Here is a 12987-nt window from a genome sequence, read left to right as displayed (position 1 = left end):
AGGCTTTATGACCGGTCGGTGGAGCGCGAGGCGGACTTCCTGTACAGCACCGGCCGACGGGCTACCTGACGAGGATCTCGGCGAGTTGGAGGCGATACTTGGTGGTCTCGTCCGAGGCGGGTGTGCCCAGCCGGGTGGTCTGGAGGCGCAGGTAGCGGCCGGTGGCGGAGGTGAGCGTGTAGATCTGGGCGGCCCCGCCCGGGTTCGTCTGCCCGGTAACCGTGCGGGCGGTGGTGTACGACGTGGCGCCGTCGGCCCGGGTCTGGAACGTGAAGTCGGCCGGGAAGCCAGCCGAGCCGCCACCGGCCCCACCCGTGTCCGTGCGCGGGTAGAGGGTGACGGAGTCGATCGCCCGGTCGGCGCCGAGGTCGATCTCGATCCAGACCGGCGTACGGCTGACATCAGCGGAGGGGAAGTCGATGCTGGTGAAGCCCTTGGCGCCGGTCACACTGGTGCTGGCGCCGTCCAGGACTCGCGTCTTGCCCCAGTCGCCGTTCTCCAGGGTGTAGTCGGCGGTGACCGTGGTCGCGACGGCGGGGACTGTGAGTTCGGCGAGCTGGAGCCGGTACTTGGTGGTCTCGTCGGAGGCGGGGCTGCCAAGACGTGTGGCTTGCAGGCGGACGTAGCGGGCGGTGGTGGTCCTGAAGCCGTATGTCTGGACAAGGCCGTTGGGGTTCGGCTGGCCCGTGACGGTGCGGACAGTGGTGTATGACGTGCCGCCGTCGGCCCGGGTCTGCACCGTGAAGTCGACCGGGAAGCCCGCGGTGCCGCCGCCCGCTGCCGGGGTGTCGGTGCGCGGGAAGAGGCGTACGGCGTCCAGATCGGTGTCGGCCCCGAGATCGATCTCGACCCAGACCGGGTTCGCGGACACGTCGGCGGACGTGAACTCGTTGCTGGTGTACCCCTTCGCGCCGCTCACGCTGGTGAGCCGGCCGTCGGTGAGCCGGGTCCTCCCCCAGTCGCCGTTCTCCAGGCTGTTGTTGCTGCTGACCGGCCTGCCCAGGGCGAGGTCGTCGAGGCGACCCGTGCCGGTGGCTGTGAGGGTCCAGTTGCCCGGTTGGACGGTGAAGTAGACGTAGGAGGCGTCCTTGCCGTCGTAGGTCAGACCGCTGACGCTGCCGGTGGGGGCGCCGTTGGTGTAGACGGTGGTGCCGCCCGCGGCGATGACCGGCTGCGAGCCGCCGTAGGTGGGCACGCCGACCCGCGCCGTCGTCCCGCTCGGGGAGGTGAGCGTGAGCGTGGCCTTGGTGCCGTCGCGCGTGATGCCGAAGCGGATGTCACCCTGCACGGTCGGCACAACAGCGTTGATCTTCGTGAGGGTGCCGGTCTGCGGGATGATCTCGTACGTCGTCCAGCCGGGGCTGGTGGGCCGCACACCGGCGGCATACGCGGACAGCGCGTACAGCGGGCCGCCGTTCCATGCGTGGTTGTCGGTGCCCGCTGCCTTGACCCACACCTCCCACAGGGTGTGGCAGTCGGGGTCGGCGACCTGGGCGGCGAAGCGGTTGCGCATGCGCTCCTCGGCGACGGTGGCCGCGCCCATGAGGTACAGCGCCTCCAGGACATAGAACTCCATGTAGGGGCTGGCGTTGAGGTGGGTGCGCAGCACCTCGGTGACCGGCCGGAAGCGGGAGGCGGGGGCCAGTTGGGCGACTACCGCGAGGGCGTTGCCGCGGTCGTCGGTGTCGCCGTTGTAGCCGGGTGAGCGGTACTCGTTCCTGGACGCGTTCCACAGCACGCGGTCGAAGTTGGTCCTGATGCTGTCGCGCCGGGTCTGCCAGCCGGCCACGTCACCGGAGTTGCCGCTGAGGTCGGCGAGCTTGGCGGCGGTGTCCAGGGCCAGGTAGTACCAGGAGTTGTCCAGGAGGCGGGCGTCGATGTTGGAGCCCCAGTCCTCCCAGTCCCAGTCCCCCGCGCGGTGGTTGACCAGGCCGTCGGCGTCCAGGCTCCACAGGTTCAGGTACCTCTTCACCGCCGGGTAGGCGCCGGTGACGGCACTCGCGTCGCCGGTGTAAAGGTAGTAGGTCCAGAACGACCACACCGAGGCCAGCATCTGCACGGGCAGTTCGGCGGTCCAGATCGTCGTCGGGACCGGCGAGTACAGCGCCCCGCTGTCCTTCTGCCAGGCGGCGAGCTGGGCGATGGCCTTCTTGCCGAGGGCGTGGGAGCGGGTGTCGAAGGTGTAGAAGCCCTCCTTGAGCTGGTTGACCACATCGCCCCACCACTGGGCACGTTCGCGGGTGGGGCAGTCCATGTAGTTGTCCCGCATGTTGACGTACATGGTGCGGGCGGCTTTGGTCCACAGGGTGTCGAGGAAGGCGTCGTTGCTGCTGAACGAGCCGGTGAAGTCGGTGTCGTAACCGGACTCCCGGTACTTCAGGTCCAGGATGCTCACGCCGGCCGGGATCGTGTACTTCACGGCCGTACCGCTCATCCAGGCCAGGGGCTCGAATTCCTGGACCCCGCCGGTGCAGACGTAGGTGGCGCGTACGTTGTACTGGGTCCCCGGCTGGATCCCGGTCAGGCCGGCGCCGTCGTCGTAGTGGTCGGTCTGGATTCCGATCACCGCACCGGCCGGGGCGTCGACCTTCAGGAACGGGGTCACCTGGATGTTGGAGGGCAGGGTGGCCGAGATCGCGGTGGCGCCCTGGCCGGTGGAGGGCAGTGAGGAGGCGTTGGCGTAGGACTTCAGCCCGGAGAAGCGGAACTGCGGGATGGGCCGCTGGACGAGGGCGTTCCAGGGCGAGGCGCCGGCGGCACCGAAGTCGGTCGGGGCCGTCCAGCCGCTGTCGTTGAAGCCGGGCGAGCGCCAGCCCGACACGACGGCGGCGGCTCGGGCGTCGTAGAAGATGTTGGACTCGGGGAGCCGGAAGTTGACCTGTGTACCGCTGGTGTTGTTCGAGTAGCCCGGGTGGACGGTGTGCTTCCAACTGGTGTCGCTGACCAGCCGGGTGGTTGTCGAGCCGGTGGTGATGTCGGACTGGAACAGCAGCCCGCCTCTGCCGCTGCTGTTGTGCGAGAAGCCCTGCTTGCCGAAGTACCAGACCAGCAGGGCGACCGTGTTGGTGCCGCTGGTGAGGTACGGGGCGAGGTCGATCTCGTCGTAGTAGGTGTCCGTGCGGTTCGGACCGCGCTTGAGTCCGCCGTCGAAGACGACCATGGTGCCGTTCACCCACAGCCAGTACTTCGAGTCGGCCGCGATCTGGGTCACGGCCTTCGAGGGCGCCGACCCGAGGGTGAAGGATCTACGGAAGGCCACCCACTGGTTCGTCGAACTGGACGGAGCCCAGATCCACTTCGCCGTCCACGAGACAGCGGCGGACGCCTCGGGCGCGAGGCCCGGCAGCGTCAGGGAGCCCAGCGTGGGAGCGAGGGCCACGGCTATGGCCGAGCGCAGGGCGGACCGGCGGGTGAGGAGGGGCATCGTGGGCTCCTGGGGAGGTGCGGTGAGCTGGGGGGATCGCGTGAATCGTTTCAATCACGTTGTTGCAGCGGCGATCTTTGGGCCTGACACGAGGGGGCGTCAATCCCCTTGCGGGCGGTGTCTGGTGTGAGGGTGATCCTGCTGTACGTAGGAACGCTCTCGCTCTTCCGGCGGTCGAGCATGCGTGGTAAGCGACCGGTCGCACCGGCATGCGATCCACGCCGGCGGAACCTCCGACGGGGGCCAGGAGGGTTGCCGGCCGAGCAGGGCGACAGCCGCTTGGTGATGCGCCCGCTAGGTCACCGCCGTCAGTGGCAGCCGGACCGCCGGGGGCAGTGGCGGGGCGGCCGGCTCGGCCCGCATGCCCTGAAGCAGCACGGCGGCCAAGCGGCGCGAGGCGGCCACCGTGGTGACCGTGGAGGTGGCCCGGATGCCGCCGTTGGCCATGAGCATCATGATCAGGTCGTCCAGGACGAAGTCCGGGCGCAGCCGGCCCGCGGCCTTGGCCCGGCGGACAAGTTCCACGACCTTGCCCAGGGCCTGCTCCCGGTCCGCGGCGAGGTGCACCGCGCGAGGGAAGGCCGAGGCCAGCGCTGCGGTGAAGCCCCGGTCCCGTGCCTGCATTTCACACGCCTTCTCGATGACCAGGCAGAAGCCGCGCCATGGGTCAGGATCGGCCAGCCCCTCGTCGACGAGGGCGGTGCAGACGGTCATCTGCTCGCCGAAGGCCTCGGCGACCAGCGCCTCCTTGGTCGGGAAGTGCCGGTAGAGGGTCGCGGGGCCGACCTCGGCCCGCCGCGCGATCTCGCGCATGGCCACCTCCAGCCCCCGCTCGGCGAACGTCGTACGAGCCACGGCGAGGATGCGCTCCCGGTTGTCCCGGGCATCGGAGCGCTGGGAGTGAGGCAAAGGGTTCGTCACCGCTCTCACTTGAGACAGACGGACGGGGTGTTCCGTTAGCGTCCGACGGCATGAGAGCACTGACATTCTCCGCGTACGGCCCCGCAAGCGTCCTTGAGATCGCCAACCTACCGGAGCCACACGCGGGACCGGGGCAGATCCGGGTTGCCGTAAAGGCTTCGGGCGTGGCGCCCGCCGACTGTTCCCACCGTTCGGGCCGTTTGCGCGACGTCATGCCAGTGGCGCTGCCGCATGTGCTCGGCGTGGATGCCGCGGGTGTGGTCGACGAGGTCGGCGCCACGGTCACGGGTGTCCGGCCGGGCGACGCCGTCTTCGGCATCGTCGATCTCGCGGTGCTCGGCGGTGCGAACGCCGAGTACGCCGTCCTGGCGACCTGGGCGCCGAAGCCGGACGCGCTGAGCTGGGAACAGGCCGGCGGCGCGGCCGCGAACGTGGAGACGGCCGCGCGCACCCTCGACCGGCTGAAGGTCACCGTCGGCACGACCCTGCTGATCGAGGGAGCGGCAGGCGGGGTCGGCACGGTGGCCATCCAGCTCGCGGTGGCCCGCGGCGCGACCGTCATCGGTACGGCCGGCGCCCGCAATCACGAGTTCCTCGCGGGGCTGGGAGCGATACCGACCGCCTACGGCCCCGGGCTGGGCGAGCGGGTCGGCGCCCTCGCGCCGAGCGGAGTCGACGCCGTCCTGGACTGCGCCGGATCCGGCTCGCTACCCGACCTGATGGACCTCGCCGGAAGCCCCGACCGGGTGGTGACCATCGCCGACCTGAACGCCGCGAAGTACGGAGTTCACCTGTCGGCCTCGGCGGGCCCCGGAGGGGACCCGCAGGCGGTCAAAGGGCTGGCCGAGGCCGCCGCCCTCGCCGAACAGGGCCTCTTCACCGTACCCCTCGCGGCCACCTTCCCTCTCGAGAACGCGGTCGAGGCACACCAACTGAGCGAGACCGGCCACGCCCGGGGGAAGATCGTTCTCACCCTCTGAGCAGGTCGGGCGAAGTCGCGCTGAATGGGCGCGGGACCGTGTTCACCGTGCGGCTCCGCGGCGGCGCTCCGATGGGGACCGTGGGTTTCACATGCCTCGTGCGCCGATGGCGCCGTCGGGTGCGATCTCGTCGATGCGGGCGACGTCGTCGGCGGTCAGCTTCAGGTCGGCGGCGGCGATGTTCTGGGCGACGCGCTCGGGGTTGCGGGAGCCGGGGATCGGGACGATGTAGTCCTTCTTCGCCAGCAGCCAGGCCAGGGCGAGCTGGGACAGGCTGACGCCCTTGCCCTCCGCGTTCTTGGTGAGCTCGTTGACGAGGGAGACGTTCTGGTCGAAGTTCTCCGGGGCCCACCAGGGGATCATCTGACGGATGTCGCTCGCGTCGTAGTGGTCGCGGGACTGGACGGCGCCGCTGAGGAAGCCGCGGGCCAGCGGGGAGTAGGCGACGAGACCGATGCCGAGCTCCTCCAGGACCGGGAAGAACTGCTCGGAGTCGTGGGCGAAGACCGAGTACTCGTGCTGAAGGACCGAGATCGGGTGCACCGCATGGGCGCGGCGGATGGCGTCGGTGTCCGTGTTGGACAGGCCGAGGTACTTGACCTTGCCGGCGTCGACGAATTCCTTCATCACGCCGACCACTTCCTCGATCGGGACCTCGGGGTCGGGGCCGTGCTGGTAGAGCACGTCGATCACGTCGGTGTTCAGGTTGCGGAGGCTGTTGTCGACGACCTCACGGATGTGGTCCGGCTTCGAGTTGGGCGCGAAGGTCGGGGTGAGGCCGAACTTGGTCGCGATCGTCACCTCGTCGCGGATGGGCGCGAGGGCGTGGCCAAGCAGCTTCTCACCCTCTCCCCAGCCGTACATCTCGGCGGTGTCGAAGTGGTTCACGCCCAATTCGTGGGCGCGGCGGATGGCGGTGATCGATCCGGTGTCGTCCGAGGGGCCGTAGGCGAAGGCGGTGCCCATCGCGCCGTAGCTGATCTCGGAGACGGCCAGGCCCAGGCGGCCCAGATTGCGCTGCTGCATGAGTCACTCCCAATGATTTCAACCAAACGGTTCGGTTTGAATATACACGCCTCCGGCGCCACTTCCAAACCGAACGGTTCGGCCGGATGACTGAGGCTTGTCACCTCCGTGTGGGCGCGGGCGTCGTCGCGGTTGATGGGTACCCCGGTCGAGAGCGAAACGCCCGCCCCCCCTGTGGGCAACCGCCATGATCTCCGCCGTGATCGCTAGAGCGGTCTCCTGGGGTGTCCTGCCCCCGAGTGCCAGGCCGATCGGTGACCTGAGCCGACTCAGCTCCACCTCGGTCAGCCCCGCCTCACGGAGCAGGTCCGTGCGCTGGAGGTGCGTGCGCCAGGAGCCCATGGTGCCGACGTACGCGACCGACAGCCGCAGGGCCCGGGTCAGCAGGGGAATGCCGAACGTCGGGTCACGGGTCGGGACGCAGACGCCAGCACGCCGGTCGAACCGCTGGGCGTCGAGACAGCGGTGCGGCCAGTCGACGACGACCTCGTCGGCGTACGGGAACGGTTGCGCGGTGGCGAAGGTACGGCGTGCGTCGCAGACCGTGACCCGGCATCCGGGGAACGCCCCGGCCTGCGCGAGCGCCGCAACGTGGTCGATCGCGCCGAAGATGAGCATGCGAGGAGCCAGTAGAGCGCCCTCCACCAGCAGCGTCAGCGAGGCGGCGCCGCTCGCGAGCGGGCCGACCTCCACAGTCCGCGCGCCTCCCGCCTCCAGCGCGGCGCGCGCCTGGGCCAGCGCCTCATGGTCGAGACCGACGTCGCCGAGACCGCCAACGTGACTGCCGTCGCCGCGTACGGTCAGGGTTTGCCCGAGCAGCCGCCCGTGCCCCTCGACGACGATGACCGACCGCGAACGCGTCTTCGTCGTTGTAGCCGAAGCGGTGTACCGCCGCCGGCCCCGGGATCCGCGCGGCCGGCAGTTCGGTACACAGGGGTAGACGCTGCCTTCGACGCAGCCGCCCCGAGATGCTGCCGAGGGCGGTGCCGTCCCGGTCGACGGCGAGCGTGGCGCCGGGCGGGCACGCGGTACGGCCGTGACGATGGCCACCGCGAGGGGCGCACCCTCGTCCTCATCGAGGCGCCTCAGTGGTTCCTTGCCCAGTTCGAGCATGAGTGTCGTTCCTGACGGGTGTGTCGAGGGGGCAGCCCAGGAGTTTGTCGAGGGTGGTGGGCAGGTCGCGGACGCGGATGCCGGTGGCGTTGTGGACGGCGTCGCCGACGGCCGCGGCCACGCCGACCGAGGGGAGTTCACCCAGGCTGCGGGCGCCGAGCTCGCTGACAACCGGGGCGGGCCGATCGAGATAGTGGACGTCCGGGTCGGGGATGTCGGCGTTGACGGGCACCAGGTAGTCGGCGAGGTTGCCGACGGCGAAGGGCCCGGACTCCTCCGTGGGGTCGGCTTCCAGCAGGGCGTGTCCGATGCCGAAGACGACCGCGCCGGTTCGCCGGTCAGGCGGTGCGCCTTCACCTCGCAGAGTGCGCGCAGAAGCTGTTCGGGGCGTACTGGTCGGGGAGCGAAGGCTCGGACGAGACCGCCGTGGCCTGCACACGGGGCAGGCCGATGGCCTGAAGCAGGCACCGGAAGGTGACGGAGCGTCCGCTGCCGCTGATCCTTCCGTCGCTGCAGGTCACGTCGCCCTGGTCCATACCGTGGAAGGCAGCCTGCGCGGTCTCGGCGTCGATGTCATCGATGTGCTCCACCAGGCCCCGACCCGGACGTTCCGATCGAGGACTTTGTGGGCACGATGAAGTAGCTCGCGCAGGCAGACAAGGTCGGTTCTCGGCATCGGTCTCGTCGCCTACTCCCCGCTAGCCCACGGCTTTCTCACCGGCGCCGTCCCCCGTGAGAAGTACGCCGCCGCCGACTTCCGCCAGACCGCCCCTGATGGGATCCGGAGAACTTCGACCGGAACCTCTCGAGCTCACCGCGCTCGCGGAGAGCAAGGGCGTCAGCCTCTCCCAGCTCGCCCTGGCCCGGCGGCCGGCGAAGAAGGGCTACATCGTCCCGATCACCGAATCCCGCAACGCCGACCGGGTCGCGCAGGACGTAGCTGCACGGGCATCCAGGCCCTCACTGATCCAGGCTCAGGGCATCGCCGTACGCATCGGGGTCGACGCCGACCGGGTACGGGTGGTCAACCCCTACGTCGGCGGCGGGTTCGGCAGCAAGGCGCCCACCTGGAGCGAGCCGGTCCTCGCGGCCGCCGCGGTCCGGGACCTCAAGCGACCTGTGAAGCTGGTCCCCACCCGCGAAGGTGTTCGTCCTCACCGGCCACCGCTCGGCCCTCACCCCGCTTGTGCGGCTCGGCGCCTCGGCCGACGGCACACTGAAGGTGGTCGCGCACGAGTCCGACGTGGAGAACTCCGCCGTCGGCGCATGGCCGACGCTCCCCGCCCGGGGCGCCTCGCCCCTCCTGCACAGGCGGAGAACCTCGCCATCGACCAGCGTCTCGTCGAAGTCGACGTCCCGCCGGCCTGCGCGATGCGCGGCCCCCGGTGAGTCACCCCGGCGCCTTCGCCCTGGAAACGGTGATGGACGAACTGACCGAGAAACTCGGCTGGACCCGCTGGAGCTGCGGAGCAAGGACTACGCCGTCACCGTCCCTGGCAGCGGACTACGCCGACCCGGCAAACACCTGGACGAGTGCTACCACGTGGGAGCCGAGTGGTTCGGCTGGTCGCACTGCGGCCCCGGCCCCGCTCCCACCGCGAGGGCGACTGGCTGATCGGCATGGGCACGGCCACCGCCATCTACGGGGGCGACCGTATCCCCGCCCAGGCTCGGGTCGGCTTCGAGGCCGACGGAACTGCCACCACCGACCTCGGCACTGGGGCGCGCACCGTCACCGCCGCGGACGCACTGGGCATCCCGATGCAGCGGGCCGCGGCGGACCTGGGGGACTCCGCGCTGCCCCGGGAGCGATGGCCGCCGGCTCCCTGGCGAACGCCAGCTCCCTCCCCGCCGCACGGGCGACGGCACGCGCGGCCGTCGCCGCCCTGATCGATCAGGCGGTAGGGCAGGAGCGCTCGCCCTCGACCGCTTCCCGGATGCGCTCCGGCCGCAGGCCCGGACGAAGCCCGGTCGATGCCGAACTTGGTCGCGATCGTCACCTTGTCACGGACGGGCGCGAGGGCGTGGCCGAGTAGCTCCGAGCCCGTACCCGGCCTCGGTGTCGAAATGGGTCACGCCGATTCGTGTGCCCGGCGGATCGTGGTGGTCGACACGGTGTCGTCCGAGGGGCCGTAGCCGATCCCGGAGACGGTCGGCCCAGACTGCGATGCCGCACGAGCCACTCCCACGAAACACCAAACCGTTCGGTTAGAGTGTACATGCATACACCTCCTTCATCAAACCGAACGGTTTGGTACTCTGAGGTGCATGGCCCCCCGCACCAGGACCACCGACACCACAAGCGACCGCATCATCGCCGCGGCCACCGCCGAGTTCGCCCGCCACGGCATCGCAGGAGCACGGGTCGAGCGGATAGCCAAGGCGGCGCGCACCAGCAAGGAGCGTGTGTATGCGCACTTCCGCAGCAAGGAGGCGCTCTACCGGTTCGTCGCCGGCCGGGAACTCACGGCCATGGCCGAAGCCGTCCCGATGGACGCCACCGACCTTCCGGGCTACGCCGGCCGCCTGCACGACCACGCGACCAGCTATCCCGAGCGCCACCGGTTGATGATGTGGGGCCAACTGGAACTGCCGGCCGGGGAACCCGCCGCAGATGACCCGTTCCAGGAGTCCCTGCGCCACAAGATCGAGCAGCTGCGCAAGGCACAGGACGCAGGCCATCTCGATCCCACGTGGGAGCCCGAGGACATCCTGGTGTTCGTCAGCCAGCTCGCCTTGTCATGGGTCAGCCAGGCCAGTCTCGCTCCCGCCGGCCAGGAACGCAACGCCTTCCTGGCGGGCCGGCGCGCCGCCATAGTCGCCGCCGTCCAGCGCCTGTTCCCCGCAGCCGGTGATACGACCCCGACTGCCGCTGCTTCCTGAGGGAACACCTCGCCCGGAAGGGCGGGCGGAACGGACACGGCACAAGACGCGGCTCGGACCGGGGGCTCACGGGTAGCGCCCGCAAGGCGCTGCCGACCATTCCGTACGGTGTCACACTCCCGCAGGCGGACCAAGGCAAGGCCTCGCCGACCGGGACGACATGTGCCGACCCGGCCCTCGCGAGCACCGCGGCCACGGGGTGACGGACCCCCAAGTACAGGGACGTCCCCGGCCAGGCGCGGGCGATGGAGGCCGACGGGGCTGGGCAGGCCGCCGCCACGAGCGGCGAGCAATGAGATTTTCTCTCCCAGGAAAGCTCTTGTCCTGGGAGAGAATTGCCTAGCCGCCGATCGCGGACATCGGGCGGTCCGGCTGGACGAACGTCGGGTCGTCCAGGCCCGCGCCTGCCTTCTTGCCCCACATCGCCACCTTCCAGATGCGGGCCATCTCCTCGTCCGGGGCTCCCGAGCGCAGGGCCGCGCGCAGGTCCGTCTCCTCGCGCGCGAACAGGCAGGTGCGGACCTGGCCGTCGGCGGTGAGGCGAGTGCGGTCGCAGGCGGAGCAGAAGGGGCGGGTGACCGAGGCGATGACGCCGACCACGTGCGGGCCGCCGTTCACCAGCCAGCGTTCCGCCGGGGCCGAGCCGCGCTTCTCCGAGCCTTCTTCCGTCAACTCGAAGCGGGTGCGCAGGGAGGTCAGGATGTCCCCTGCGGTGATCATGCCGTCGCGCTTCCAGCCGTGCTGGGCGTCCAGGGGCATCTGCTCGATGAAGCGCAGTTCGTAGTCGTGCTCGACCGCCCAGGCCAGCAGGTCGGGGGCTTCGTCGCCGTTCAGGCCCGGCATCAGGACCGAGTTGACCTTCACCGGGGTCAGGCCCGCCTCACGGGCGGCGTCCAGGCCCTCGATGACGTCCTTGTGGCGGTCCCTGCGGGTGAGGGCCTTGAAGACGTCCGGGCGCAGGGTGTCCAGGGAGACGTTGACCCGGTCCAGGCCCGCCGCCTTCAGGGCCGCAGCCGTGCGCTTGAGACCGATGCCGTTGGTCGTCAGCGACATCTGGGGTCGGGGATCCAGGGCTGCGACGCGTTCGACGATGTCCACCAGGCCCGGGCGCAGCAGCGGCTCGCCACCCGTGAAGCGGACCTCCTCGATGCACAGCGAGGTGACCGCGATGTCGATCAGGCGGACGATCTCGTCGTCCGTGAGCAGATCGGGCTTGGCCAGCCACTGCAGGCCCTCCTCGGGCATGCAGTACGTACAGCGCAGATTGCATCGGTCGGTCAGCGAGACTCTCAGGTCGGCGGCCACTCGGCCGTAAGTGTCGATGAGCACACGCTTCCTATTCCACTCACGCCTTCAAGGAATTTCACAGAAAATCGAACACCGTTTGAATACCGGAAGCCGCACCGGAAACCCGGTGAATCGGGCCGGTGACCCGAGTCAGGGACAGGCCGGTGCTCTGGTGGGCGTGGGCGATGATTTCGGCGGTGATGGAGATGGCCGTCTCCTCGGGGGTACGGGCGCCGAGGTCGAGGCCGATCGGTGAGCGGAGCCGTACCAACTGCTCCTCGGTGACGCCGACTTCGCGCAGGCGGTCGAGACGTGCTTCGTGGGTTCGGCGGGAGCCCATGGCGCCCACGTAGCCGACGGGCAGGGCGAGGGCGAGCTGGAGCAGGGGGATGTCGAACTTGGCGTCGTGGGTCAGGACGCAGACGGCGGTGCGGGCGTCCACGGCCGTCCGGGCCAGGTAGCGGTGGGGCCAGTCGACGACGACCTCGTCGGCGTGCGGGAAGCGGGCGGAGGTGGCGAAGACGGGGCGGGCGTCGCACACGGTGACGTGATAGCCGAGGAAGCGGCCTGCCTGAGCGAGGGCGGCCGCGAAGTCGATGGCGCCGAAGATCAGCATGCGAGGGCGGGTGGCGGCCACGTGGACGAGGACGTTGAGCTGCTCGGGACAGGTGTCGGCATCGCCACCGAGAGAGACAAGTCCGGTGCGTCCGCTGCGGAGTTGGGCGGTGGCCCGGTCTCCCACGGCCCGGCCGGTCGGCCCGTCACCGAGCGTGCGGTCGGCGATCCAGCTGTCGCCGAGCACGCTCAACGTGGCACCGGTGAAGGAGCCGTCCACGACCTGGGCTATGGCGGCGGTCCGCCCCTCGACCGCCTCGGTGAACGCGGCGCCGAGATGTGGCTGGGCCTTGGGATCGATGCGCTGGACGAGGACGTCGAGTTCGCCGCCACAGGTCAGTCCGACGGCGAAGGCGTCATCGTCGGAGTAGCCGAACCAGGCCCGCTGGGCCGGCCCTCGGTCCTGCAACACCTGCCGGCACAGCTCGTACACCGCACCTTCGACGCAGCCGCCGGAGATGCTGCCGACGGCGTTGCCGTCCTCGTCCACCGCCACCGACGTACCGATGGGCAGGGGTGCGCTGCCGGTGACGTCGACCACGGTGGCCAGGGCGAATGGGCGTTCCTCGCGGCACCAACGGTGCAGTGTGTCCGCGATGTTCAGCATGGGGGTCTCCAGAACAGACGGTCGCTGTCGCAGAAGGTGAGCGGGCCGCCGCCGCGGCGATAGGGGGCGCGTGCGCGGCGGCGGCCCGGGGAGGGTCCGGCAGCCGTACGGGGGGTTCGGCTGCCGGACCG

The 12987-nt window shown here is 70.1% G+C and carries 11 protein-coding genes and 1 pseudogene; 4 read left to right on the top strand and 8 right to left on the bottom strand.

From position 1 onward, the window contains the following. Window positions 1–61 precede the first annotated feature (61 nt). Window positions 62–3424: an alpha-L-rhamnosidase-related protein gene (locus tag ABT057_RS32010; RefSeq protein WP_352347140.1), complete on the bottom strand. Its 3363-nt coding sequence runs from the start codon at window positions 3422–3424 to the stop codon at window positions 62–64. Between the two features lie 294 nt (window positions 3425–3718). Further along, window positions 3719–4345: a TetR/AcrR family transcriptional regulator gene (locus ABT057_RS32005; protein WP_352347139.1), complete on the bottom strand. Its 627-nt coding sequence runs from the start codon at window positions 4343–4345 to the stop codon at window positions 3719–3721. A gap of 50 nt (window positions 4346–4395) precedes the next feature. Between ABT057_RS32005 and ABT057_RS32000 the strand changes: the two genes are divergently transcribed. After that, window positions 4396–5325, top strand: coding sequence for an NADP-dependent oxidoreductase (locus ABT057_RS32000; protein WP_352347138.1), 930 nt, complete (start codon window positions 4396–4398; stop codon window positions 5323–5325). An 87-nt stretch (window positions 5326–5412) separates the two neighbouring features. Here the strand turns inward: ABT057_RS32000 and ABT057_RS31995 are convergent, their stop codons facing one another. From ABT057_RS31995 to ABT057_RS31980, 4 genes and pseudogenes are all read right to left on the bottom strand, one after another. After that, a complete protein-coding gene (locus tag ABT057_RS31995) occupies window positions 5413–6351 on the bottom strand; it encodes an aldo/keto reductase (protein ID WP_352347137.1) in 939 nt (312 codons plus the stop codon). 18 nt (window positions 6352–6369) lie between these two features. Beyond that, window positions 6370–7464, bottom strand: a pseudogene (locus ABT057_RS31990) (XdhC family protein). Beyond that, the gene (locus ABT057_RS31985; RefSeq protein ID WP_352347135.1) at window positions 7424–7696 is read right to left on the bottom strand and encodes a hypothetical protein; all 273 of its coding nucleotides are present in this window, start codon (window positions 7694–7696) and stop codon (window positions 7424–7426) included. The pseudogene ABT057_RS31990 and the gene ABT057_RS31985 overlap by 41 nt, the downstream one beginning before the upstream one ends. A gap of 121 nt (window positions 7697–7817) precedes the next feature. Then, entirely contained in the window at window positions 7818–8054 is a 237-nt protein-coding gene (locus tag ABT057_RS31980) for a hypothetical protein (protein WP_352347134.1), read from the bottom strand. A 184-nt stretch (window positions 8055–8238) separates the two neighbouring features. Here ABT057_RS31980 and ABT057_RS31975 point away from each other — a divergent pair, with 184 nt between their 5' ends. From ABT057_RS31975 to ABT057_RS31965, 3 genes are all read left to right on the top strand, one after another. Next, window positions 8239–8853, top strand: coding sequence for a molybdopterin cofactor-binding domain-containing protein (locus tag ABT057_RS31975; protein ID WP_352347133.1), 615 nt, complete (start codon window positions 8239–8241; stop codon window positions 8851–8853). Window positions 8854–9018: 165 nt separating this feature from the next. Next, window positions 9019–9354, top strand: a complete 336-nt coding sequence (locus ABT057_RS31970) for a hypothetical protein (RefSeq protein ID WP_352347132.1) — start codon at window positions 9019–9021, stop codon at window positions 9352–9354. A gap of 378 nt (window positions 9355–9732) precedes the next feature. Continuing rightward, window positions 9733–10347, top strand: a complete 615-nt coding sequence (locus tag ABT057_RS31965) for a TetR/AcrR family transcriptional regulator (RefSeq protein WP_352347131.1) — start codon at window positions 9733–9735, stop codon at window positions 10345–10347. Between the two features lie 339 nt (window positions 10348–10686). Here the strand turns inward: ABT057_RS31965 and moaA are convergent, their stop codons facing one another. Beyond that, window positions 10687–11676: a GTP 3',8-cyclase MoaA gene (gene moaA / locus ABT057_RS31960; RefSeq protein WP_352347130.1), complete on the bottom strand. Its 990-nt coding sequence runs from the start codon at window positions 11674–11676 to the stop codon at window positions 10687–10689. A 34-nt stretch (window positions 11677–11710) separates the two neighbouring features. Continuing rightward, entirely contained in the window at window positions 11711–12856 is a 1146-nt protein-coding gene (locus ABT057_RS31955; RefSeq protein WP_352347129.1) for an XdhC family protein, read from the bottom strand. Window positions 12857–12987 lie beyond the last annotated feature (131 nt).

This window comes from Streptomyces sp. NPDC002588 (genome assembly GCF_040295925.1).
Taxonomy (GTDB): Bacteria; Actinomycetota; Actinomycetes; order Streptomycetales; family Streptomycetaceae; genus Streptomyces.
This window is presented reverse-complemented; position numbering and strand designations above follow the sequence as displayed.